At 38.4% G+C, this 24,139-nt stretch carries 28 protein-coding genes; 8 read left to right on the top strand and 20 right to left on the bottom strand.

The window, feature by feature from the left end:
- Nucleotides 1–223: 223 nt before the first annotated feature.
- From AOB46_RS06060 to holA, 5 genes are all read right to left on the bottom strand, one after another.
- Nucleotides 224–436, bottom strand: a complete 213-nt coding sequence (locus AOB46_RS06060) for a hypothetical protein (RefSeq protein ID WP_062697307.1) — start codon at nucleotides 434–436, stop codon at nucleotides 224–226.
- 133 nt (nucleotides 437–569) lie between these two features.
- On the bottom strand, nucleotides 570–1,250 hold the full coding sequence (locus AOB46_RS06055; RefSeq protein ID WP_062697305.1) for a hypothetical protein: 681 nt from the start codon (nucleotides 1,248–1,250) through the stop codon (nucleotides 570–572).
- Nucleotides 1,251–1,431: 181 nt separating this feature from the next.
- Complete coding sequence (gene trxB / locus AOB46_RS06050; protein WP_062697303.1) at nucleotides 1,432–2,373, bottom strand: thioredoxin-disulfide reductase; 942 nt, start codon at nucleotides 2,371–2,373, stop codon at nucleotides 1,432–1,434.
- Between the two features lie 227 nt (nucleotides 2,374–2,600).
- Nucleotides 2,601–3,494 (bottom strand): alpha/beta hydrolase family protein, encoded by an 894-nt coding sequence (locus AOB46_RS06045; protein ID WP_062697301.1) that lies wholly within the window; start codon nucleotides 3,492–3,494, stop codon nucleotides 2,601–2,603.
- Nucleotides 3,495–3,550: 56 nt separating this feature from the next.
- Nucleotides 3,551–4,588 carry a DNA polymerase III subunit delta gene (gene holA, locus AOB46_RS06040; RefSeq protein ID WP_062697299.1) on the bottom strand — a complete coding sequence of 346 codons (1,038 nt, stop codon included), beginning with the start codon at nucleotides 4,586–4,588 and terminating at the stop codon, nucleotides 3,551–3,553.
- 7 nt (nucleotides 4,589–4,595) lie between these two features.
- Between holA and AOB46_RS06035 the strand changes: the two genes are divergently transcribed.
- The 6 genes from AOB46_RS06035 to AOB46_RS06010 all read left to right on the top strand — a co-directional run bounded on the left by AOB46_RS06035 (nucleotide 4,596) and on the right by AOB46_RS06010 (nucleotide 9,190).
- A complete protein-coding gene (locus tag AOB46_RS06035) occupies nucleotides 4,596–5,027 on the top strand; it encodes a type I restriction enzyme HsdR N-terminal domain-containing protein (RefSeq protein WP_062697297.1) in 432 nt (143 codons plus the stop codon).
- A 265-nt stretch (nucleotides 5,028–5,292) separates the two neighbouring features.
- Nucleotides 5,293–5,598, top strand: coding sequence for a hypothetical protein (locus AOB46_RS06030; RefSeq protein ID WP_131724325.1), 306 nt, complete (start codon nucleotides 5,293–5,295; stop codon nucleotides 5,596–5,598).
- A gap of 143 nt (nucleotides 5,599–5,741) precedes the next feature.
- Complete coding sequence (locus AOB46_RS06025; protein WP_062697294.1) at nucleotides 5,742–6,611, top strand: nucleoside hydrolase; 870 nt, start codon at nucleotides 5,742–5,744, stop codon at nucleotides 6,609–6,611.
- A gap of 180 nt (nucleotides 6,612–6,791) precedes the next feature.
- A complete protein-coding gene (locus AOB46_RS06020) occupies nucleotides 6,792–7,403 on the top strand; it encodes an HAD family hydrolase (RefSeq protein WP_062697291.1) in 612 nt (203 codons plus the stop codon).
- A gap of 79 nt (nucleotides 7,404–7,482) precedes the next feature.
- Entirely contained in the window at nucleotides 7,483–8,442 is a 960-nt protein-coding gene (locus tag AOB46_RS24085; RefSeq protein ID WP_062697289.1) for a thrombospondin type 3 repeat-containing protein, read from the top strand.
- Between the two features lie 31 nt (nucleotides 8,443–8,473).
- Complete coding sequence (locus tag AOB46_RS06010) at nucleotides 8,474–9,190, top strand: dienelactone hydrolase family protein (protein ID WP_062697287.1); 717 nt, start codon at nucleotides 8,474–8,476, stop codon at nucleotides 9,188–9,190.
- Nucleotides 9,191–9,410: 220 nt separating this feature from the next.
- On the opposite strand, the gene AOB46_RS06005 is transcribed toward AOB46_RS06010, so the two are convergent.
- From AOB46_RS06005 to AOB46_RS05980, 6 genes are read right to left on the bottom strand one after another with little or no spacing between them, the layout of a single operon-like run.
- Entirely contained in the window at nucleotides 9,411–9,782 is a 372-nt protein-coding gene (locus AOB46_RS06005; protein ID WP_062697285.1) for a cupin domain-containing protein, read from the bottom strand.
- The gene (locus tag AOB46_RS06000; RefSeq protein WP_062697283.1) at nucleotides 9,779–10,306 is read right to left on the bottom strand and encodes a GNAT family N-acetyltransferase; all 528 of its coding nucleotides are present in this window, start codon (nucleotides 10,304–10,306) and stop codon (nucleotides 9,779–9,781) included. Before AOB46_RS06000 ends, AOB46_RS06005 begins: the two co-directional genes overlap by 4 nt.
- Nucleotides 10,307–10,309: 3 nt before the next feature.
- The gene (locus tag AOB46_RS05995; RefSeq protein WP_062697346.1) at nucleotides 10,310–10,915 is read right to left on the bottom strand and encodes a DUF2911 domain-containing protein; all 606 of its coding nucleotides are present in this window, start codon (nucleotides 10,913–10,915) and stop codon (nucleotides 10,310–10,312) included.
- Between the two features lie 29 nt (nucleotides 10,916–10,944).
- On the bottom strand, nucleotides 10,945–11,457 hold the full coding sequence (locus AOB46_RS05990) for a methylated-DNA--[protein]-cysteine S-methyltransferase (protein WP_062697281.1): 513 nt from the start codon (nucleotides 11,455–11,457) through the stop codon (nucleotides 10,945–10,947).
- Between the two features lie 43 nt (nucleotides 11,458–11,500).
- On the bottom strand, nucleotides 11,501–12,049 hold the full coding sequence (locus tag AOB46_RS05985) for a DinB family protein (RefSeq protein WP_062697279.1): 549 nt from the start codon (nucleotides 12,047–12,049) through the stop codon (nucleotides 11,501–11,503).
- 53 nt (nucleotides 12,050–12,102) lie between these two features.
- Nucleotides 12,103–12,621: a Crp/Fnr family transcriptional regulator gene (locus tag AOB46_RS05980; RefSeq protein ID WP_062697277.1), complete on the bottom strand. Its 519-nt coding sequence runs from the start codon at nucleotides 12,619–12,621 to the stop codon at nucleotides 12,103–12,105.
- Nucleotides 12,622–12,691: 70 nt separating this feature from the next.
- On the opposite strand from AOB46_RS05980, the gene AOB46_RS05975 reads away from it, so the two are divergent.
- Together AOB46_RS05975 and AOB46_RS05970 are read left to right on the top strand one after the other, a co-directional pair.
- Entirely contained in the window at nucleotides 12,692–13,543 is an 852-nt protein-coding gene (locus AOB46_RS05975) for an aspartyl protease family protein (RefSeq protein WP_062697275.1), read from the top strand.
- A 3-nt stretch (nucleotides 13,544–13,546) separates the two neighbouring features.
- Nucleotides 13,547–14,599: a hypothetical protein gene (locus AOB46_RS05970; protein ID WP_062697273.1), complete on the top strand. Its 1,053-nt coding sequence runs from the start codon at nucleotides 13,547–13,549 to the stop codon at nucleotides 14,597–14,599.
- Between the two features lie 41 nt (nucleotides 14,600–14,640).
- On the opposite strand, the gene AOB46_RS05965 is transcribed toward AOB46_RS05970, so the two are convergent.
- The 9 genes from AOB46_RS05965 to AOB46_RS05925 form a co-directional block, all read right to left on the bottom strand.
- Nucleotides 14,641–15,465 (bottom strand): alpha/beta hydrolase family protein, encoded by an 825-nt coding sequence (locus AOB46_RS05965; RefSeq protein ID WP_062697271.1) that lies wholly within the window; start codon nucleotides 15,463–15,465, stop codon nucleotides 14,641–14,643.
- A 62-nt stretch (nucleotides 15,466–15,527) separates the two neighbouring features.
- The gene (locus AOB46_RS05960) at nucleotides 15,528–16,103 is read right to left on the bottom strand and encodes a Crp/Fnr family transcriptional regulator (RefSeq protein ID WP_062697269.1); all 576 of its coding nucleotides are present in this window, start codon (nucleotides 16,101–16,103) and stop codon (nucleotides 15,528–15,530) included.
- 13 nt (nucleotides 16,104–16,116) lie between these two features.
- A complete protein-coding gene (locus AOB46_RS05955) occupies nucleotides 16,117–16,614 on the bottom strand; it encodes a hypothetical protein (protein ID WP_062697267.1) in 498 nt (165 codons plus the stop codon).
- 240 nt (nucleotides 16,615–16,854) lie between these two features.
- Nucleotides 16,855–17,496: a hypothetical protein gene (locus AOB46_RS05950; RefSeq protein WP_062697265.1), complete on the bottom strand. Its 642-nt coding sequence runs from the start codon at nucleotides 17,494–17,496 to the stop codon at nucleotides 16,855–16,857.
- A 250-nt stretch (nucleotides 17,497–17,746) separates the two neighbouring features.
- Nucleotides 17,747–18,193: a hypothetical protein gene (locus tag AOB46_RS05945; protein WP_062697263.1), complete on the bottom strand. Its 447-nt coding sequence runs from the start codon at nucleotides 18,191–18,193 to the stop codon at nucleotides 17,747–17,749.
- Nucleotides 18,194–18,325: 132 nt separating this feature from the next.
- Nucleotides 18,326–21,505 carry a carbamoyl-phosphate synthase large subunit gene (gene carB, locus AOB46_RS05940; RefSeq protein WP_062697261.1) on the bottom strand — a complete coding sequence of 1,060 codons (3,180 nt, stop codon included), beginning with the start codon at nucleotides 21,503–21,505 and terminating at the stop codon, nucleotides 18,326–18,328.
- A gap of 45 nt (nucleotides 21,506–21,550) precedes the next feature.
- Nucleotides 21,551–21,913: a four helix bundle protein gene (locus AOB46_RS05935; protein WP_062697259.1), complete on the bottom strand. Its 363-nt coding sequence runs from the start codon at nucleotides 21,911–21,913 to the stop codon at nucleotides 21,551–21,553.
- Between the two features lie 11 nt (nucleotides 21,914–21,924).
- Nucleotides 21,925–23,007, bottom strand: a complete 1,083-nt coding sequence (locus AOB46_RS05930) for a carbamoyl phosphate synthase small subunit (RefSeq protein WP_062697256.1) — start codon at nucleotides 23,005–23,007, stop codon at nucleotides 21,925–21,927.
- A gap of 59 nt (nucleotides 23,008–23,066) precedes the next feature.
- Nucleotides 23,067–23,957 carry an aspartate carbamoyltransferase catalytic subunit gene (locus AOB46_RS05925; protein ID WP_062697255.1) on the bottom strand — a complete coding sequence of 297 codons (891 nt, stop codon included), beginning with the start codon at nucleotides 23,955–23,957 and terminating at the stop codon, nucleotides 23,067–23,069.
- Nucleotides 23,958–24,139 lie beyond the last annotated feature (182 nt).

The following is a 24,139-nucleotide window of genomic DNA, read 5'->3' as shown; positions in this document are numbered from 1 at the left end:
GAGAGTGAGGGATTCGAACCCCCGGACCTGTTACAGTCAACAGTTTTCAAGACTGCCGCAATCGACCACTCTGCCAACTCTCCCTGAACTTCGGCTATACCGTTGTTTTCAGTGGTGCAAATATAGAACGATTTCACTTTCCTGCAAAACTTTTGTGTGAGAAATTTCAACAAAACTTAATAATAGACTTAAAATCAGGGAAGTTATTTTTTCAGAGCACCCATTATTCCCTGTCTACTATTGAAATAAAACTGTTCTTTAGAAGATCAGACGGATATACAAACTGATCTCCATCCTCCCCTTTCACAACAATAGCTCCCTGCTCATCGTTCAGGCACTTGTCCAGTTGTGTTTTCATTTCATTCAGTGCTCCATTGGGCACCTCGATAATATAAGTTCCTGTAACGTGCTTAATTTTAATAACCTTTCTTTCCATGTTTTATTTTTGATTGGAAGGTAAATTTAGGTATTTTGTTTGAAGTATGAAGTACTTTATGGGAGGTAAAAAAACAATTCCAAAAATGGTTATTTGCAGCCTTTATGCCTTTATGAAAAGGTAATAACTAAGATCAAATCACAATATAATCCTCATGATCATCCGATTCATAATGCTTTATCGCTGCTTTTGAAAAGCTATTCATCGTGTAATAATTAAAACCACCGCCAACAGCTGCTCCTACGCCAAATGGGATGAGCTTACCCAATGCAATGCCTCCTCTTTTTGTACCCCATTTGGTAAATATTGTGATACTCACCCTATTATTAATCTTTTGCAGTACCTTACCGGATACATTTTTATTAAACTGGGCAATAGCCACCTTAGTTCCGATTTTCTCAGCCGCTATTTTAGCAGAAACAATAACTCCGCACCAGACTCCCAGAACATGAATAAAATCCCGGTTAAACCCCTGCTCCATATCTTTGCTGTTAATTACGCCTATTCCATAGCAGATCTTGGCCATGAGCCTCATCATTAAGGTGAGATCAGCGGTAACGGTTGTGCCTTCAATGACAACCTGTCCCAATGTTCCTACTCCCGGGATAACGCTGGGTAAAGCAGAGGCAACCCCAAAGCTTGTATAGTTTTTTATTATTTTCTGAGAATATTTCTTCGACAGCTCATTGTTGTTCAGTTTAGGATGACTTTTTCTGAGCTCGTCTATTTCCGTATTGATGTCTTCAAGCGAGGGAGCCACCAGGTTAACAATTGTCAGTAAATCAAATTTTGAAGGAATTAAATTTTCATCCATTCGGTTATTTTTAAAATTGCCGTTCAAAAGTAGCCGGAAAAACAGAATAAATATTATGGTTAACCGTAAAAGCCTGAGTTTAATTACATTTTATAAAATTAACATTCAGAATAGTTTCAATACGAAACTAAAAAGACCGCCTTTTTCAAGACGGTCTTCCTTTATTTTAATAAGCTGAACTCTAATGCAGTTCTGCTAAATATTTCTCTGCATCCATGGCAGCCATACAACCGCTTCCTGCCGCTGTAATGGCCTGTCTGTAGATATGGTCCTGAACATCTCCTGCAGCAAATACGCCCGGAAGGTTAGTCCTGGAAGAACCTTTTTCTGTAACGATATATCCGTTTTCATCAAGATCAACCTGACCTGCGAAAATATCTGTATTCGGCTTGTGGCCTATAGCGATGAAGATTCCTTCAACATCAACCGTAGAAGTTTCCTGAGTTTGGTTGTTAATGATTACGGCTCTTTCTACCAGGCTGTTTTCACCTTCTATCCCGATTAATTCATGGTGGAATTTCACTTCAATATTCGGAGTGTTTTCTACCCTGTGAACCATTGCCTTTGAGGCTCTGAAAACATCTTTTCTCACCAATAACGTTACTTTTCTGCATAGTTTTGCAAGATAAGTAGCTTCTTCGGCTGCTGTATCTCCTGCTCCTACTACCACAACATCTTTCCCTCTGTAGAAAAATCCGTCACATGTAGCACACGCAGAAACACCTCCTCCCGCATATTTTTTCTCATCTTCAAGACCTAAATACTTGGCTGTAGCTCCCGTAGAAATAATCACCGTCTTGGCAAAGATCTCTTTGTTTCCTGCATATAGTTTATGAACACCGCCTACTTCTTTGGAGAATTCAGCTTTGGTAATCATTTCATAATGAACTTTGGTATCAAATCTTTCTGCCTGCTTCTGAAGGTCCATCATCATTTCAGGCCCTGTAATCCCCGCCGGATACCCTGGAAAGTTATCCACTTCCGTAGTTGTTGTTAATTGTCCGCCCGGTTCCAAACCTGTATACAGTTCAGGTTTCAGATCTGCTCTTGCGGCATAGATAGCCGCTGTAAAACCAGAAGGTCCGGATCCAACGATCACACAATCTAAAATATTTTGTTCCATAAATTTACTTGTTCAAAAGATTTAATTTTAAAGTCTGCTAATTTCGTAATTTTTAATGTTTTTTTAAAGTTATTTTAATGATACTTGTCAATAACAGATATGCCGATTGTCAATAAATGCTTTATCTGTCCTATTCCCAGCTGTTTGTTACTGACCGGAAAGTTCATAGTCCGGAAACTGAATTGTATATTGAGTGCTCAAACAGCAATTCTGCCTGTTTCCAAACTCTATTTTGCCAGCATCCACTTCACCAGTTCTTCACGCTCCACAATATTCCATGAATGGGGATGCCTTTTTCCGTTGGCCCGTATTCCCCGGTTCCGGGTTTCTATATATTCTGAGGTACGGCTTCCAAGATGGGTAAGTGACTGATGCATTTTCTTCAGCATAAAAGCATTAAGACCTTCAAAAGTCCGGCCTCTGTTTTGCTGCTGCCATTCCAGATCAGGTTCACAATAAAAGCGTGTTTTGATTCCTTTTAAATACTGAATATTTTCCGTTGAATTTACAGAAATCAGATAAGGAGAAACGTCTTTATATCTTTCCGGATTCTCATCCGGCTTACCCAATTCCTTTTCAAACAGCTCCAGAAGAAATTTTCCCTCTCCCGCAGCATCCGGATCCACATTGGCAGCAACATCCTTTTCTGCATTATGGTACAGCTTTTCAAGATCAACCGGAGAATCTACCACCAGAAGCCCTTTAGGCTGTACTGAACTTTTATTCTTAATGAGATAGTCTGAAAGCAGAAGCGCGACATTTCCGCCACTGGAAAAACCACCGATAAATATATTCTTCTTCTCAATTTTATTCTTATCGAATATAGCATCTAAAGCCGAGGCATATTCTTTCTTTTCAGCTTCAGTTAAAAATAGTTTCCTATTGTAATTCAGAAGTAAAACGCTGATTCCTTTTTTTTCAATATCCTTCAGAAATCCCGCTTCAGCTTTTGTATGCTCACTATCACATGGAAAGCAAGGAAATAAAACAAGAACCGCTTTCTGCTTCTGTGCCCTGTGCAGTTCATACTGTTCTTCTTTTACCACTTTATCCGCCGTATTCTTTACAGCACATCCGGACAGAACTACCGATAAAACAATCAGAAAAATATTTTTAATCATAAAACCAGCTTATCTTTTTAGATATGAAACTTCTGCTTTTATTCTGATGCTGAAGATCAGACCTTCATTTTAATCTTATCTACATTAATAATTTTGTACACCAGCTCTTTAATCAGTTCTGCTTCTCCCATATTCACTGCTCCAAGCCCCTTCCCTTTCATATCAAATTCTCTCAGGATAGAAATGACTCTTGTAGCATGCTTCAAAGGATAAAGACGTGCACTTTCTGCATAGTCCTTAACAAAATAAGGATTCACTCCCATCTGTGAAGCGATTACCTGAGGCGGCTGCCCGGCCATAGTCTGATAAATGATCACGTTGGAAAAATAACTGTAAAGACTTGCCAGCATCATGACAAAAGGATTGTTCTTAGGGTTTTTGCCCATGAAATGTGCAATTTTAAAGGCTGCATCTGCATTCTTGGTTCCCAAAGCTTTCTGAAGCTCAAAAACATTGTATTCTTTACTGATCCCGATATGGTTTTCCACGATTGTCCCGTCCAGGACTTCTCCTTCTTTAAGGATCATTTTCAGCTTATTCAGCTCATTCGCTATTCTTGAAAGATCGTTGCCCAGATATTCTGCAAGGAGGTGAGAGATATTCGGAGCTGTTTTAATCTTTAGGCTGGCACATTCGTCGGCAATCCATTTTGCAAGGCCGCTGTCTTTCACAGATTCGCTTAAGAAAAGGACTTTTGCCCTGTCCAGTGCCTTTGCTGCTTTCTTCCTGCTGTCCAGCTTCTTATGCTTATGCGCAAAAACCAATACTGTAGAAGGTACAGGATTTTCTACATAAGTTTCCAGAATCCGGTTTTCCTCTTCATTAAATTTCAGGTCCTGTGCTTCTTTCACAATAATCACCTGCTTATCTCCCATCATCGGAAACTGTCTTGCCAGTGAAAGAACTTCCTGGTAAGAGGTATCTTTTCCGTACACCACTGTCTGGTTGAAAGCTTTTTCATCTTCCTCCAGAAAGTTGTGCTCAAGGGCTTTTACAGCAACATCAATAAAGTAAGGTTCTTCTCCGTGGAAAAAATAAATAGGTAAAACTTCTTTATTTTTAATATTTTTGAGGATTAAATCTAATTCTTTCATCGTATTAATGGAACTTCCAAAACTGAATTTTCAGGAAACTTTTGATTTTAAATTCAAGAAAGACAAAGATAAGTTTTTTATTTATGATCTGGTCCGCAAAACTTATCTTTTACTTACCCCTGAAGAATGGGTAAGGCAGCATTGGGTCCATTATTATCTTACGGTAAAAGCTTACTCTGCCTCTGCGCTTATCACAGAAAAAAAGATTGTTCTGAACGGGCTTACCAAAAGAATTGACCTTTTAATCACAGAGAAAACAGAACCTGTAATCCTGATTGAATGTAAGGCTCCGCAAATTAAATTAACGGAAAAAACTTTTGAGCAGACCGCAAGATATAATTCAGTTATCGGAGCGAAGGAAATTATTCTCACCAATGGCCTCCAGCATATCAACGCGTATTATGAAAACGGACAGTATCTGTTTTATAAGCCGGAATAATTAGCCTTTCACAGATCATACAGGCTTCTCAGGTTTTTTAGATTCAGAATATCATGTTGAAACACAATAAGACCACAACAATTATTCTATAAGGCTTATCATACAAACACTTGATCAACCACAATTTTTTCCAGCATATTATTTTTTTTTTTAAACTCATCCTTCCTAAATGGAGTTAAATAAAAAACTTTCCTGATTTTTGCAGGGTAAATTCTAATTTTTTGAGACATTGAACAACTCAGTATTACAAAAGTATGATCTGATCATGCAAAAAACATCAGAAAAATTCAATGGAATAGTTTCCGGAAGTCCGATCGCTAATTATATCTTCAGCTTCAGGCATCCCGATGATATTGATGATTTCGTAGCTGATCTGGATTTGGCCCTATCCGGCAATTTTTCCGGCATTGATGATCCTGATTATGGAGACGGACTGGCAAAAAGTTATTGGTTTGCGCATATCACGCCCGATCATTTTGAATTATGGCAGGAAGGTTATCCCAAAACAATCATTCCATTAGAAGACTGGAAAGAAATACTATTGTCCTGGAAAGAATGTCTGGAAGTATAAATAACAAACTTGCTTAATTTTTTATTCCTCAAATGACATCTTCCGAAATTCAAGAAATAAAGCATAGTTGTCCTCCATAAAACATCATTTTTATTTTCTATATCTTTACAGCCAAAACTAATACATTAAACAAAAATTATTTCATGTCCCCTAAATTACCTTTCCATTTCGATATGGAAACTGCCGATCCTGATGACTCTATGACCCTGGCTATTTTGGCAACCCATCCACTGGTTCACCTGGTGAGTGTTTCTGTACATCCGGGCGGAACAGACCAGATTGGTGTTGTACGTCATATTTTACGAATTCTTGACAGAGAAGATGTCCGCATTGGAGCCGGCACTCCTAAATCTGCTGCCAGTCGTGTTTCCGATTTTCACCGGGACTGGGTGGGAAATTTCAAACATTCAGAAGCAGATGATACTGCGGCTAACATCATGGCAGAAACACTTCGTCAGTTTCCCGATTGCACCTTATTAACCGGGGCAGCCCTTACAAATCCATATGCTTTATTTGAAACCGGAGTTTTCTTCAATCGTTGGTTTTGTCAGGGAGGCTTTGCAGGAGACAATATCGTTCCTAAAGAATACCGTCTGGAGAAATTCGATGGGAAACGCACTTGTGCAACCTTTAACCTGAACGGTAATCCTCTTGCTGCTGAAGCGCTGTTTTCGACCCCGATGAGCGAAAGACGTATGATCAGTAAAAATGTATGTCATGGTGCTATATTTACAAAAGCGGATGCTGAACTGCTTATTCCATTTCGAAGTCACAACAAAGGTCTCAGCTTGTTTCTGGATGCCGTAGAACTCAAAGAAAAAGCGCTCCACGACACTGTAGCTGCTTTACTGGCCATTGATCCTTCTAAAGCACTTTGGGCAGAGGTGATTCCGTATAGAACAAAGGGTGAATGGGGTTGCCTGGAAGCAAAAGATTACCCGGAACAAAATGCATCATTAATCACCACTTATATTCCTGACTTAAAAGACCTTTGGATGGTACTTAAGCCTTAAACGAATTGTGAATTTATGAAGTTGAAAAATTCTTCTTAAATCCCTTTTTGCCAATCCATTTTTCCAGTTATCTTTGTTGATGAGTTTCAGAATTGCAGTTCTTTTCTGCACTCTAAACTGCTTACTTTTTTAAGCACTTTTTAGCTCAAAAATTTAAGCAGGTTCAACATTTGATTTACTATGAAAATTAAAAATATTATATTCGATTTTGGCGGTGTTCTGATGGATTGGAACCCTAGGTATTTCTTCAAAACCTACTTTAATGATGATGAAAAAATGGAATATTTCCTTGAAAACATTGCACAGGATGAATGGAATATTGAACAGGACAGAGGAAGAACTTTAGCGGAGGGCACAGAAATCCAGGTAAAAAAATTCCCGGAATGGGAAAAGGAAATCAGAGCCTATTATGATAACTGGACCGTAATGCTGAAAAGTGATATTCCCGAAAACGTAGAAATCCTGAGAGCGCTGGCTGATACGGATTATCATCTTTTCGGATTGACGAACTGGTCTGAAGAAACATTTCCTTATGCACTGGAAAACTATGATTTCTTCCAGCTGTTTGATGGGAAAATTGTGGTTTCAGGAACAGAGAAACTGATTAAACCCGATCCGAAAATCTGGTATGTTTTATTGGAAAGATATAATATTCACGCACAAGAATCCGTTTTCATCGATGATAATCCAAAAAATATTGAAACGGCCCGGTCATTGGGCTTTCATACCATCAAAATCAATCCGGATACGGATCTCAAACAGGAACTGGTTGGTTTGGGTATACTATTCTGATCGTATTTCATTCCTAAACAATACATTAATCCTCAATCTAAGTTATTTTTATTACTTTAGTTGAGGATTTTTTATAACCATGAAGAAAATTTTATTTTTACTGATACTCTCAGGTACTTCTTACCATGCCCAAAATACAGAAGGCAAAGAGAATTTAAAAAAATGCCGTAAAGAATTCAGTAAGAAAATATGTCTTTCGGATGAAGATCAGGACCATATTTTGTTTTATCTGGACAAATGCCCTGATGAAAAGGGTCCTGCAGAGAATTACGGATGTCCGTGGCCAGATGCGGATCAGGATGGTATACCAGATAAGGATGACGGGTATCCTGCTGTACCCGGACCTTCTGAAAATAACGGATGCCCGTGGACGGATATAGATGGTGACGGAATCCTGGATAAGGATGATGCCTGCCCTACTATTCCGGGAGTTCCTGAACGAAACGGATGTTCCCAGCAGCTTTGCGAATTGGGCAAAGTATACCCTCCTGAAAAGATGGAGAACTTTGATGTGGCCTTAAACGGGAATATTGAACAGATTTACAATACTATCAACAGAAAGATTGTGGATGATATCATGAAAAAAAGGTCCAAAAAAGAACTGATGGATAGAAATACTTTTCTTGCTATATACTATGCACAAAATATTCCTGAAGGTATGAAAGTTGATTTTTTTGACCGTTATAAAGAATATAACTTTCTTGTGGGTAAATTCTGGAATAAAAGTTTCATTCAATATCTTTTAAAAAAGTATAATAAAACTCTTTATTTTTCAACTGAAATACCCCGTGAAGATTTTGATATATACCGCGAAGTTATCGGTGATCCTACCTTTAGTTATATGATTAAATACTATGACCAGCAATCAAAAAGAATCATAATACCCGCGGCAGGAAAAGGAAATTTATATATCCCCATACGTATACATATATTTTTCAAAAATCCTTATAAAATTGAAGTTACAGATTATATAAATGGCATAAATAACACGATAACTTATGAGTATAAAAACAATACATGGGAATCTTACCAAAACTAGATTTCCTCTACGTTCGGCCTTAGCTGCTACAATGATAGTGGCTTCAGGAGCCCTTTTCGGGCAAAGCCTTAAACCTTTATCTTATCAGGACGGCAGCCAAAAGCTTAATGGAATGATCACTTCCAATGCCGGAAAAAAACTGCCCGGCGTATTGATTCTTCCTGCCTGGAAAGGTATTGATCAGGAAGCAAAAACGGCTGCTACTGAACTTGAAAAGCAAGGTTACATCGCTTTTATTGCCGATATTTACGGAGAAGGAAATATTCCTGCTGATAACGAAAGTGCTTCTAAGACCTCTGGATATTACAAGAAAAATTACGATGCTTATCAGAAAAGGATTTCACTGGCATTGGAGCAGCTTAAGAAAAACGGAGCTATTCCTGCCAAAATCGCTGTAATCGGATATTGTTTCGGAGGAACGGGAGCACTGGAATCTGCGAGGGGAAATCTTCCTGTAGCAGGTGCAGTCTCTATCCATGGAAGTCTTGGTAAGGATCAGACAAGAAAAAATAACCCCATCAGTGCTAAAATCCTTATTGAAAACCCGGCTGATGATAAAAGTGTAACTCCTGAAGATTACAATAACCTTATTAAGGAGATGAATGAGGGGAATGCCGACTGGCAGATCATCACATATGCCCACTCAAAGCACACTTTCACAGATCCGAAATCACCGGATTATAATGAAGTTATGGCCAAAAGAGCCTGGAACCATACGCTGATGTTCCTGAAAGAAATTTTAAAATAACCTGACTTCGGGTTAGAGAGCTTAAGTACAGCAAGTCCGGCAGGTCTTTTTAGCTATAGGTTCGGATATTCTTATTCTGAAATGAAGTTAAAATAAGAATTAATAAAAAGGCAGTTTCGCAGTCAGCAAACCTGCCTTTTTTATTCTGTACAGGAATCGGTATTGTTCAGCTTTTGGCTTAACAATGTACTGGTGACTCCTGCAAATACGTATTGTTATATTAATCTACTCCTTCCACTTCCCTGTTTACCAGCTCCATAGAAAATGCGGGAAGACAGATTGCAAGGTATTCGCAGGCTTCAGAAAACGGATTGCTGTAACGCACTCTGGCTCCTTTTTCCACTAAAATACTTTCTCCTTTTTCCAGCACGACAATTTCACCGTCTATTTCAAACTGTTTTTTCCCGGAAATAATGTATGTGAATTCATCAAACTCAGGGGTCTGGTGAGGTTCACTCCAATCCGGAGGGGCTATCATATGAGCAATGGAAATTCCGCTGTTACCGGTTGAATTTCCCCAGTGCTCTTCAATAAGTTTTCCGTCTGTGGTAGGAACTACGAACGGAGATTTTTGGATTTTATATTTTTTCATATCCAGTCTTCTTTTTTTATTTCATATACAAAATTGGTTCTGGTGGGTTCTGCAAAGTAAGCTACTTCCTCTTCGGCAATCTTCTTTCCACCAAGTCTTTCTAAAGCCGTTTGTGAACGGAAATTTTCTTTCCCGATATGAAAATGTACTTTATTTACAAACCGGAAGATGTAATCCAGCATCAGCTTTTTTATCTGAGGATTGATTCCTTTTCCCCATGATTTTGTTCCATAGAAGGTATAACCGATGAAAATATGGCCGTCATTTTCATCAAAATCATAGTAACGGGTACTTCCCAATATATTTCCGGTAGCTTTTTCAACAATTTTAAAAGCGCCTTTACTTTCTATTGCTCCTTTGAAAAAATTTTCAAAGACTTCCCTTTTGTAACGGTCTTTATTGGGATGCTGTTCCCATACTTCCGGATCGGAGGCCACTTCGTATAAAGACTCAAAATCCCCTTGCTGTAAGGGGATTAACTGGTATTCCTGATTTTCCAATACAGGCTGTACAGAAAAATTCATTGCTTAGCTTTTTGTTTTTGCAGCATCAGACTCAATTTTCTTGATTTCTTTCAGCTTATCTGAAATTTTGATCACGGCATCCGGTTTTGCCGGTTTTAAAGCAACTTCTGCCTGAGCCATATCCCATTTGATTACTAAGTTTCCAGAGTTTTCATCGGTAGGATTAAGAGTAATTTCAAACCATTCCTGCTTGTCTGCCAATTTGTTTACCGGTACGGTAACGTCTACTACATCCTGTTTAGGATCATAAGTATAAGCTCCCCACTGCTGGAAATCTTTATTTAAGATAACTTTCCATTCTTTTTCAGTAGGTACGATGAAAAGACCATAAGTTCCTGCCTGAACTATTTTCCCTCCAAAATTAACGGATTGTCCGAATGTAATTTTTGTTGAGGAGTTGGCTCCGGCTCTCCAAACCTGCCCGTAAGGAACAAGTTCCCCGAATATTTTACGTCCTTTTACTCCCGGTCTTCCGTAATCAATTGTGATTTTGGACATTGAAAACTGTTGCTCAACCTTCTGGCGTGGGCTTGCTGCCGGCACAGAATAATCCTGTGCAAAGCTGAATGCTGAAACTGATATGCAAAGTGCTGCTAATATTTTTTTCACGTGTAAAATTTTGTATAAAATTACAAAAATCAAAATAAAATAGCCTTTTCCAACTCCAATAATTTTTGTTTTCTCCAGATTCCTCCGGCATAGCCCACCAGCTCACCATTTGAGCCAATAACCCGGTGACAGGGGATCAGAATAGCTATTTTATTAATTCCGTTGGCGGTTCCAACGGCCCGGATTGCTTTAGGGTTTCCTAAAAATTCAGACTGTTGTTTATAGGTTCTGATTTCTCCCATCGGAATCTCGCGGAGCAGCTGCCATACTTTTTCCTGAAATGCTGTCCCGGTTGTATAAAGAGGTACTTCAAAGGAGCTTCTCTTTCCTTCAAAGTATTCTTTCAGTTCCTGTTCCAGCTGTTGGAAAAGGGAATGATCTCCTTCTTTAATTTCCGCTTTTAAAACCTTTGATAAAGAGGTAAACTGTTTCTCAATATTCTTCCGGTCGGTGAATTCAAGCAGGCAGATTCCCTGATCTACGGCACAGGCTGCCATTTCGCCCAATGGGGTCTGTATGATTTTTCGGTAGATGATTTCCATTGAATTAAAGGTAATCAATTTCCGGAATTTCCCCGCGGATTTGTCAGATATTCTTCAGAACTCTTTCTGCCTGTACAAGGTGCCTTATATTGTGGTTGATTACAAACCTGAATGTATCGCCTAATTTCAGCTTAATAAATTTTGAAATACTTATGCTTGTCTTGGTTCTGCTCAGGTCAATATTTTTTGCTTTTTCCAGAAGATCCCACATCTGATGCTGCTGTCTGATGAATTCATCCACAGTGCTTTTATCCAGACGGCTGTACAGAGGATTCATACTTTTAAACGTTTTCATGGGGTTTAGCTTTTCTTTCGGAAGCATGCTACCGGCAAAATAGTTTCCTAAAATTCCGGAAATAAATACCGGCCGGGCAGAGGTTTCTGAAGCTGAAATCCTATGGGTGATCTCAGGAATATAAAAATGACCGTAACGGTTGAGATGTTCCAGGCACTCCAGAGCACTCCAGCTGTTTTCAGAAGTTCTGAAATTCAGCTCATTTTCCGGCTTATTTTTCAGGTTTTCTGCAGTCTGAATGGTATTTTGGACGGTATTCTGAAGATCAAGTATCAGTTGGGCTGAAGAAATTTTCATCTTATTTTTTCAGCAAATTTCCCACTTTATCTTTTCCTGAATCTTGATTGAACTCAAGATTTTTTAAGCCTTGACAAAGTTTCCGGAGACATCCTGAGATAGTTGGCAATATATTTACCGGGAATTTCCTGAAACAGCTTCGGGCTTCTGTTCAAAACTCTTGCATACCGTTCTCCCGGTGAATGAATCAGAAGATCTTTTTCACGTTCTATCTGCTGAATCACAAGATCTTCCAGGACGGAAATCCAAAACTTAAGGTGCTCTTCATCGGCATAAATAAATTCATAAAAATCTTTTTTTGAAGCAATTCTTACTGTTGTTTTTTTGATTGCCTGGATATAAAATTCTGATGGTTTTCCGGATAAAAAGGAATCTAATGAAACAATAATATTTCCGGTATATCCGAAACGGATGATGCGCTCTTCATTTTCATCCGTCATGAAAATCCGGATACTTCCTTTCTCAACAAAATAGATCTGAGTATCTGTACTTCCTGAGATTTTCAGAAACTCATTCCTCCTGAATTCTTTCTTTTCCCAACGGAGCCCGCTGTGAAGCAGCTTTTCAACCATATCATTTTATTATTTGCTGTTCCAAAGATAATCGGTAATTTTAAATTTTTAAATAACTAATTCCCTGATCATGCTCAAAAAAACAAGTCTTTTGTTACTTCTCACTGCCGGATTTTTTAATCCGAAAGCCCAGCAGGTTATCCCGTTCCGGATTACCAAACACCATACTATTATTGTCAAAGCACTGGTTAATAAGAAGGATTCTCTGGACCTGATGTTCCAGATCGCTATGAAAGATGCTTCTGTCTCGCCACAAAGACAACGTAAAGCGGATCATATTATCTTTAAAGATGAAATCAGTGATAATAATACGGTGGATATCGGGAAGATAAGCCTGGATAAAGTACGTTTTTTCGACAATGAGCTTACGGGCCATGAAGCGGACGGCAAGATAGGAACCGGGCTGTTTCAGGGAAAAGCATTTAAAATTGACTACGACAGCAATACGTTTGTTGTTTATGATAAAAAACCTGATGTGAAAGGATATCTGCCCATTCCGGTATTTTATAATAATGATCAGTTCTTCATTAATGCGGACAATGTTATTGACGGTAAAAAACAGCAGAAAGCTTTATTCTTACTGCAATCGGGATATTCCGGGGCATTGCTCTACAGTAATGATTTTGCGGAGGAAAAAGAACTTGACAAAACCCTGAAAATAGCCGGAGAAAAACAACTGAAAACCTCCAACGGAACGGTTGTTACGACCAAACAGGGTGTCCTTCCCTTTTTTAAGCTTGGAGATTTCGTCCTGAAGGATGTTGCAGCAGGCTTTTTTACAGGGGAAATGAAAATGCAGACCAGAAATTATCTGGGTGCGGATATGTTAAGAAGATTCAACTGGATCTTTGATGCTGACAGAAAAACAGCTTACATTAAACCAAGCCACTATTACTCAGAACCTTATTATAAACTTTATTAATATATGTTTTACCTAAACAACAACGGAAATTTCCCTTTGAAAAAGTTAATAAAAATCAATACTGCCGCTGCCTTACTTTCCTGCCAGGTGGTTATATCCGGGTGTAAAAAAGAGGAGAAAAAGTCCATTCCTGATGTGGTAGCGGCCAACAGCTCTATAAAAACAACACAGGCAGAAGACCCAATAGATTATAAAAATTTTAATCTGTTTGATATCTACTCCATCGATAATAACAGCTTTACGGATTCTTTTATTTCGGTTTCGGATATTTATGATGATCCTCATCCTGTCCCGGAAGATCTGATTAAAAAACAGAAACAGATTCCTTTTGAAAAACTGAAATATCTTGAACTGGATACCCAGCACAGAAAAAAAATGCTGGATGCCATTCATCTCACAGAAAATGATTTCCTGTTCATTTATCATTACGAAACCAATCAACTGGAAAAACTTCCTATCAATACGCTCAAAGCTGTTGCCTATCTCAGTCCGTATGTTTCAGAAGGTGATGAGATTGAAGGCTATTCTTATATGCTTGGATTCAAGGTACATTCTCAAAAAAGTTCTGATGAGTCTTACGGCCTTTACAATAATACGGTTGCTGCTTTTGGAAATAAAAACCCGTTTGCAGAAAACAAAATGAAGCCTATTAAATGGAAAAAGGCCGATCCGGAGGTTTCTAAAAAATATTTTCAGGGAGGAAAGCCGGAATATGGAAAAACCTATCAGGCACAATATGATGACCTGACCTATTATCTTCAGGATTTCCTTGAAAACGGACAAATTTCTGAACGGAAGCTGGTTGTTCTTAATGCTAAAAAAGAACAGGTATTTGAAAAATCCTTTGTGAAGGAGGGTGAAGGAGAAGAATTTTACCCGCTCAACGGTGTTGAAATGGATGTGGCAGATTATAACTCCCAATGGACAGGTTATCTTCTGAAAGGTAAGCCTATAGTAATATTCGGGTTTCTTTCTCAATCTTTTGGATGCACGGTTATTACATTCCTTGATAAAAAAGAACCGGCCATGGAGATCAAATGTGATAACAGACATTAAAATAATGCCACAGATGTACTAATTACTACATTTCACAGATTTTAAAAGTAACGTTGAAGAAAATCAAAGACTTTATCAAAATGGTTATAGGGTTCTGAGTGCCCTCCTTCTAATTTAAGATGCTCATAATGATAACGGAATTTCTTTTGCTTAAGTCTTTGAATCATGGCGTCGGACATTTCGGATGAAGGACATATTTCATCTTTCGTTCCGGAGATCAGGAGGATAGAGCCTTTGATGTTTTCAACATTTATAAGGGCTTTTTGTTCTGCATCACGGTCCTGAAGCATGGCTTCGAATGCTTTTCTGATACTTCCCTGCATCATAAAGGGTACAGCAGCTTCGTTTACAGGAATAAAAGGCAGCTCTTTACGGTTAAAGGTCCAGGTAGATGTAGAAAAATGATCGGTATTGCCAGGAAAAACAGCATGGCTTGAAGAAAGTCCTATAACACAGGAAATATCCGGAAAATGGCTTCCCAGCAATAATGCCAGGTCTGCTCCTCTGGAACCGCCCATCACGGCTATTTTGTCTGTATGAATTTTACTTTTTGCAATCCGGATAATTTTGTGGACATCCTCTATTTCGATTTTCTCAAGCAGGCGGGGTGAATTTTTAGACCCGAAATAAGCCACCGCCAGAAATGCATACCCTTTATCCAGTAACTGATCCCTCACGGCTTTCCATCGATTGGAAGTCCAGGCATTTCCACCTTCTGAACCGCCCAATCCCACGATCAGGCCACGGATCTTTTTTGGGGGAGTATATAAAACGGCATCTGTATTTTTTGATACAAGCGTGTCCTGTGCTTTTAATATGCTGCATGCAAAAAACAGGATCAGAAATGTTTTGAATAGTAGTTTCATCGCTTTTTTTTGACAAAACTATACTAACGGTTTCAATTTGTTTTTGTCCCAGATCAAAAAAGCTATTTTTCTGCTCTGAGCCGGCTGAGTGTAGACTGGGTAATTCCCAGATAGGAGGCTATCATTCCCAGAGGGATACGGTGATAAATTCCTTTGTAAATCCTGAGAAAATGTTCATATTTTTCTTTGGCAGTCGTAAATCTCTGTGAGGTAATACGTTCCATCAAATGACCGAATACATTTCCCATAGAAAGCCTTGCGTACCGCTCCATTTCCGGAAAATGATCAAATAAATATACAAGATCCTGCACATTCAGGCAGAAGGTCTCTGTTTTTTCAAGGCAGTCGATGTAATAAATATCTTTTGTTCTTTCTATGAAGCTTTTCGGCGAGTTAATCCATTCATTCTCACAGGAAAAGTATTCGCTGATCTCTGCACCATCTTTCAGATAATAGGTTCTTGCGAGTCCGTTAACAATAAAATAGCTTTTGGTACAGATCTTATCTGCATCCTGCAGGAGTTCTCCTTTTTCAAAAACCTGAAAAGACAGTCTGCCAAGCAGTTCTTTTTTGAACGGTTCTCTTACAGGAATATACTGGCTGAAATGTTCCAGGATAGGAGTAAAGTCTGAGGACATTGGATTTTCTTATTTATATCATTGCAGACGTTATCATCGCCATATAATAGTTGGCACAGTGTAAAGAGTTGAGCAATAGAATATCTTTATAGGAAGAAGCTTCAAATGCGTCCGAGGTTGTGATATGGTATTCGTAATTCATGGAAGTCCATTTCAGGTGCGGCTTCATGACCATAAGCTCTGTTCCTTCCTGGTCGGTAAGGACAAACATTTCTTTAAAGACTCCTCTGTATTTAAAAACATAGCTTTCTTTTATTCCGTTAAAATAGGTCTGAACAACAATTTCTCCGTTCCAGTTCAATCTGAATTTCAATAATATCTTTTCATCATCCTTCAATTCTATGGTGGTCCCCCAAAAACCTTTCGGTTCTATCTGATAAGAATGAACGGATGTCTGTAATTCAGCATTAAACCTGAACCAGCTTTTGTAAATAAGTTTTCCTACTGCACGTCCTTCGGTAGTGACTTCAAAAGTGAGAGAATTAATGGATTTTGCCTGATATTCTGCCATGGTAAGTTTTTAGTTTGATAAAATTTCCTGCTTTTCCGGATAGCCTGCCTCTTTTATTTATAACGCTCTAATTTATAAATAATTCCGTGAAAATCTAAATTGTTTTTTAAATCAAATCTATAGAAAATCTGAAGGATCATGAGGTTGTTTATTTCTATTCATATTTATTATTGATTACATTAAAAGACTTTGCAGTCTATTCATTCTGTTAAAATATGTAACCAACATAGACTAAACCTATTATTTTATCCTTTTCCAGTCTCTGTCATACAACTTTTTGAGTGTATTTTTAATATCCTGCTGAAAGACTTCTTTAGGCATTTCGGATTGGTCTAATACAATTTCGAAAGCCATGACCTCATCTTTATCATCAAATAGCTTATTATTATTGCTGTCTTTTGTTACAGTCATGATTACTTTATTGGAAGACTGAATATATTTCCAGCTGTTCACATTATAATTCGCCGGTGAAATGGGTCTGAAATTTTTCCCGAACCGATCTGAAACAAATAAATAAGCGGGGTCTTTTTCATTTAACAATTTGTCCTTATTAAAATCAAGGTTTCTTATGACATAAAAAATATGATTGGTCTTTTTGGCAATGTTAATTCCTTCTTCCGTACCATATTTGTAGTCATAATCCAGGATCAAAGTTTTCTTTTCTGTAAGCAGATGATATTCATTTGTGTTTGAATTAAGAAAGATGATGTTCCAATATCCATTATCCGGCATTTCCTTATAAGAGTACTTTTGGTTTTCTCTAGGGTTTTCCCCCATCTGTAATGGAAACATTAAAATACCTGTACTGTCAATTTCAATAAAAGAATTGGTCTGGATATTCAGATTTTCTATAGAAGAAGAGGTTTCTGCTTCTTCGCTCATACTTTGAGAAATTTCCTGATCTTTCCTGCAGGAAAATAAGCACATGAGGATAATCAAGCATAACACATTTTTTTTCATGGAATATTTTATTAATTTTTAATTAGTTTTAATCAGGGTAAGCGTTCTTTATATTTTGTAACCTTCATATTTCCAAGCCGTTTATCGTTTGTACCGGACAGCATTGAGATTGGTTCTTATTTACTTTTGGAAAGTAAAGTTTTCTGTTTTAAAGAAATCTACTGAAAGTCTTTTATTGAATTTTGTAAATATAATCGTCTTTAATCTCTTCCGACTTCTCCTGTAAATCTTGAATAGTGATTTTCCGGCCGTCTATTTCGATACTTCTGATGTCTCTTGTCCAGGAATAATTATGTGCTTTTTCAATCCTTACCGTTGAATGCGGAGGAATTTCAATGGTAATCAAAGAGTCATTGACACTTATTTTTTTCAGGGACCGCAGATCCTTATTCTTTTTAAAAGCTTTGGGCTTTACAATGTCTTCCTGATAATTGAAGCTGAAATTTCCATAGCCATCATTATTCAAGGCATTGGTGATCTTCCTTCCATAATTGATTTTTACAACTTTGCTGGTCTGTGTCAGATTCTGAATGTAAAAATCTGTTGGTATTGAGCATCCCAACAGAATAACGATAAAAATAACTCCATAAAGGATTTTAAATTTCTTTAGAATATTCATTGATTCAATTTTAAAGTTATATAAAATTACCTGAAACTCTTTTATTCATAATATCTGCAACCGAATTTAATAAAAAAACCTCACAGAATTTCAAGATCTGTGAGGTTTAACTTAATATTTTTTTTAATCAGATTACATGGTTTCCATTTTGAAACTCATGCTTTCGATTACTTTTAAGATGGCTTCTACCGTATCCATTGAGGTAAGACAAGGTACTCCGTTTTCCACACTCATTCTTCTGATCTGGAATCCGTCTCTTTCGGCCTGCTTTCCTTTGGTAGTTGTGTTCACTACATACTGAACTTTTCCTTTCTGGATCAGATCGATCAGATTTACATCTTCCTCTCCTATTTTGTATCCTATTTTACACGGAATTCCTTTTTCTTCAAAGAATTTTGCAGTTCCTTCGGTAGCCCAGATCCTGAAGCCTACCTCATGGAATCTTGCTGCCAGATCAGCTGCTTCCTGCTTATGCTTGTCTGCTACTGTGAAAAGGATTGAACCGTGCATCGGAACTTTTCTTCCTGCTGCGATAAGTCCTTTATACAGGGCTTTTTCAAGTGTTGTATCTTTCCCCATAACTTCTCCTGTAGACTTCATTTCAGGGCCTAGGGAGATGTCAACTTTTGTCAGTTTTGAGAACGAAAATACCGGAACTTTTACAAATACGCCTTCTTTATTCGGAACGAGACCGTCTTTGTAGCCCAGATCTGTTAATTTCTGTCCAAGAATTGCTTTTGTTGCCAGATTAGCCATTGGAACGTCTGTAATTTTAGAAAGGAAAGGAACGGTTCTTGATGATCTCGGGTTTACTTCGATCACATATACGTTTCCTTCGAAAAGCACGTACTGGATATTCATCAATCCGATTACATTCAATCCTTTTGCCAGTCTCTTTGTATAATCTACGAGTGTTTCAACTTCGCTTTGTGAAATATTCTGCGGCGGGTATACGGCAATAGAGTCTCCGGAGTGAACTCCCGCTCTTTCGATGTGCTCCATAATTCCCGGAATAACTACAGTTTCCCCGTCACAGATTGCATCTACTTCAATCTCTTTACCTACCATGTATTTATCTACAAGTACAGGGTGTTCAGGGCTTGCATCTACTGCATGCTCCATATAGTGTGTCAGCTCTGCTTCTGCATATACGATTTCCATTGCTCTACCTCCAAGAACGTAACTTGGGCGCACTAGTACCGGATAACCAATTTCATTAGCAATTTTAATGGCTTCTTCTTTTGAAGTTGAAGTTCTTCCTTTTGGCTGAGGAATTCCAAGCTCCTGAAGTGCTTTTTCAAATTTATCTCTGTTTTCGGCTCTGTCAAGGTCTTCCAGAGAAGTTCCCAGGATCTGTACTCCGTGAGCTGCCAGCTTATCGGCAAGGTTAATTGCTGTCTGTCCTCCGAACTGCACTACAACACCTTTAGGTTTTTCAAGATCGATGATATTCATTACATCTTCTTCTGTAAGCGGCTCGAAATATAGTTTATCTGAGATTGAGAAGTCTGTGGAAACTGTTTCAGGGTTGTTATTAATGATGATTGCTTCGTAGCCCATTTCTTTAATGGCCCAAACTGAGTGAACAGTTGCGTAGTCGAATTCAACTCCCTGCCCGATTCTGATTGGTCCAGATCCCAGAACAACGATCTTTTCTTTATCTGAAACCACACTTTCGTTTTCTTCTTCGTAAGTTCCGTAGAAGTATGGTGTTTCACTTTCAAATTCGGCAGCGCAGGTGTCTACCATTTTGTAAACCGGCATTACTCCGTTTTCTTTTCTGAAGTTGAAGACCTCACGCTCTTTTACGTCCCAAAGAACGGCAATATTAATATCAGCAAATCCTAATTTTTTAGCCTGAATTAAAGTTTCCTTATCAAACTTATTGGCTGCGATCACTTTTTCGAAATCAACCAGTTTTTTCATCTTCCAGATGAAGAATTTGTCAATTTTACTCCATTCTACAATCTGTTCCCAGTCATATCCTCTTCTTAAAGCATCTCCGATGATGAATAGTCTTTCATCGTCACATACTTTGATTCTTCGTTCGATTTCTTCAGCGGTAAGCGCCTGTGCCTGTTTTGTCTTTAATCCTAAGTGTCTGATTCCGGTTTCAAGGGAACGGATGGCTTTCTGTAAAGATTCTTCGAAGTTTCTACCGATGGCCATTACTTCACCGGTTGCTTTCATTTGTGTTGAAAGCCTTCTGTCCGCTGTTTCGAATTTATCAAACGGGAATCTTGGGAATTTCGTTACCACATAGTCAAGGGCAGGTTCAAAACAAGCATATGTTTTTCCTGTTACCGGGTTCATGATCTCATCCAGCGTTAATCCTACGGCAATTTTCGCAGCAATCTTTGCAATCGGATATCCTGTTGCCTTACTTGCCAAGGCTGATGAACGGGAAACTCTAGGGTTAACCTCAATGATATAATAATCGAATGAATGTGGATCTAAGGCCAGCTGTACGTTACATCCTCCTTCAATTCCCAATGCCCTGATGATTTTTAAAGAGGCATTTCTCAGCAGCTGATACTCTCTGTCTGAAAGCGTCTGAGAAGGTGCTACTACGATTGAGTCTCCTGTGTGAACTCCCACCGGGTCAATATTTTCCATGTTACAAACCACAATCGCATTGTCGTTGGCATCACGCATTACTTCGTACTCTATTTCTTTGAAGCCGGCAATTGATTTTTCAATAAGACACTGGGTAACAGGGCTGTGCTTCAGTCCTAATTCAGCAATTTCTTTAAGTTCGGCTTCGTTGGAAGCAATTCCTCCTCCGGTTCCTCCCATTGTGAAGGCCGGACGAACGATTACAGGGTAACCGATCTCGTCAGCAAACCCTAAAGCTCCTTCTACCGTGTTCACGATGTCCGATTCCGGAACAGGTTCATTCAGCTCCCTCATCAGCTCTCGGAAAAGATCCCTGTCCTCCGCTCTGTTAATTGCTGAAAGCTTTGTTCCCAATACTTCAACTTTACACTCTTCAAGGATTCCGGATTTCTCCAGCTCTACCGCCATATTCAGACCTGTCTGTCCTCCAAGTGTCGGTAAAAGTGCATCGGGACGTTCTTTTCTGATGATGTGACTTACAAACTGTAATGAAATCGGCTCGATATATACTTTATCCGCGATTTCAACATCCGTCATGATGGTTGCAGGGTTTGAATTGATCAGGATTACTTTATATCCTTCTTCTTTCAAAGACAAACAAGCCTGCGTTCCTGCGTAATCAAATTCCGCCGCCTGACCAATGATGATAGGTCCTGAACCAATTACTAAAATTGTTTTTATATCGTTTCTTTTCATAAGTTTAAAATGTAACAATTTATCAATTTAACAGTGTAACAATTTTTACGAACCGTTTTCCTTTGATAAAGTTGTGCTTAAAATTTTATAAATAATTTTTCCAATTTCTATAATCTGTGTTTCTAAACCTTCATTAAATGGGTAGCTTTTAGAGTATTTACACAGATATAACCAATATTTTGTTTCCTCAAGTTCTTTCGCTGCAATCTTTATTTTATTTACAAAATCTTTTTTACTGTAAGGATTTTGTGCTTCAAAAGAATTGGCCCCAATACTTGTTCCTGAGCGTAATAACTGTTTAGCAATAACAAATTTCTTCTGACTTTCCAGTAATTCGCAAAATTCAATAATATCTAGAGAGAATTTTACAGTTTTTTCAATTAAAGGATTGTTTTCGAAATTGATCATTTTGAGTATTGTTAAACTGGTACATTTTTAAATTGGTACATTAAATCAATGAACTCATCAAACAGGTAATTTGCGTCTTCCGGACCCGGGCTTGCTTCAGGGTGATACTGAACTGAGAAACATGGGTGGATTTTGTGTTTTAACCCTTCGTTGGTTCTGTCGTTCAATGCGATGTGCGTTTCGATAAGATCTGTTCCTTTTAAGCTTTCCTGATCTACAGCATATCCATGGTTCTGGGAAGTAATTGCGACTTTGTTTTTCTCTAAATCCAGTACCGGATGGTTTCCTCCTCTGTGTCCGAATTTCAGTTTGAATGTTTTTGCTCCGCAGGCCAGTCCAATCAACTGGTGTCCTAAACAGATTCCGAAGATTGGAACTTTCCCTAACAAACCTCTGATCATATCCAAAGCATGCGGTACATCTTCCGGGTCACCAGGACCGTTTGAAAGCATAATTCCGTCAGGATTCATCAACAGGATCTCTTCAGCAGTGGTATCCTGGGAAACTACGATAATGTCACAGTTTCTCTGAGAAAGTTCTCTGATAATTCCCAATTTTGCCCCGAAGTCTACCAAAACCACCTTGAAACCTCTGTTTGGATTAGCATAAGGTGTTTTTGTAGAAACCTCTTCCACCTGATTAATCGGGAAGGTAGTTGACTTCAATTCTGAAGCAACTGCATTTTCATCGGCATCAGCATTGACAATTTTACCTTTCACTACTCCATGGTTCCGAAGAATTCTCGTCAGTTTCCGGGTATCAATTCCTGAAATTCCTGAAAGCTTTTTCTTCTTAAATAATTCATCTAAAGTAATTTGAGTTCTAAAATTAGAAGGAAGATCGCAAAGCTCTTTTACGATAAGTCCTTTAATGGCAGGCTCAATACTCTCATAATCATCACGGTTAATACCATAATTCCCGATAAGCGGATAGGTCATACAAACAATCTGACCGCAATAAGACGGATCAGAGATCAGTTCCTGATAGCCTGTCATTCCGGTATTGAAAACTACTTCTCCGGCAGTTTCCAAATCTGCTCCGAAACCTTCTCCATGAAACACTTCACCGGACTCCAGTATTAATTTTTTCTTCATTTTTTTTATTTAGATTTTCTTTTTTTATTAACAGGCCGCCCCTACGGGGCTCTTTCTTTTTATTTAAAGGTGTATCCTTTTTGTTCAAGTGCTTCTTTTAGGATTGCCATTCTTGCAAAAACTCCGTTCTGCATTTGTCTGAAGATTCTTGAACGTTTGCATTCCACAAGGTCTGTATCTATTTCAACGCCTCTGTTGATAGGTGCCGGATGCATGATAATTGCTCCATCTTTCATTAATCTTTCTCTTTCTTTGGTCAGCCCATATCTTTTGTGATATTCAGAAGCGGAGAAACTCATTTTCGCGTCATGTCTTTCATGCTGTATTCTTAAAAGCATGACAACATCCACTTCGGCGATCAGCTCATCTACTGCCAAATAGGTTCCGTTGATTAAAGCTCCTTCATCAAACCATTGTTCTGGTCCTGAGAAATATACTTTTGCGCCTAATCTTCTTAAGGCTTCTGCATTGGAGTTGGCCACACGGCTATGTTTTACATCTCCTACAATTCCAACCTTCAGGCCCTCAAACTTTCCGAATTCCTGATAGATGGTCATCAGATCCAGCATACACTGTGAAGGGTGATTTCCTGTTCCGTCTCCTCCATTGATTACAGGAATGCTGATATTTTTCAGCTCTTCAAAATAACGGTCTTTTTTGTCTCTGATCACCACCAGATTTACACCAATACTTTCGATTGTTTTTACCGTATCATAAAGGCTTTCTCCTTTATTTACAGAACTGTTGGAAGCATCAAAGGGAACTACCTGCAGTCCCAGTTTTCTTTCTGCCATATCAAAGCTTGTCTTTGTTCTTGTACTGTCTTCAAAGAAAAGATTTGAGCAAAAAACTTCTCCTTCAATTTTAGCAGTTTTTCCGTTGGCAAAAGCCATTGCTTCGGCCAGTATACTGTTGATTCTCTCGGTGCTAAGTTCTGTAATCGTAAACATATTTCTTAATTTTTGAGCATAAAAAAAGCGAAGACAAATCTTCGCTTAATAACAATAAATATCGTAAAGGGCGCTCTCGCCCGGTAATTCTAATGATATAAATGCTTTTTTATTCATTAGGTGCAAAGATATAAAAATTTCACGAATCTACAAAACCATTTTTTCAAATAAATTAAAACGGT

The sequence above is a fragment of the Chryseobacterium indologenes genome (assembly GCF_001295265.1).
GTDB lineage: Bacteria > Bacteroidota > Bacteroidia > Flavobacteriales > Weeksellaceae > Chryseobacterium > Chryseobacterium indologenes_A.
Note: the sequence above shows the minus strand (reverse complement) of the source record. Positions and strands in the feature narration are given on the sequence as shown.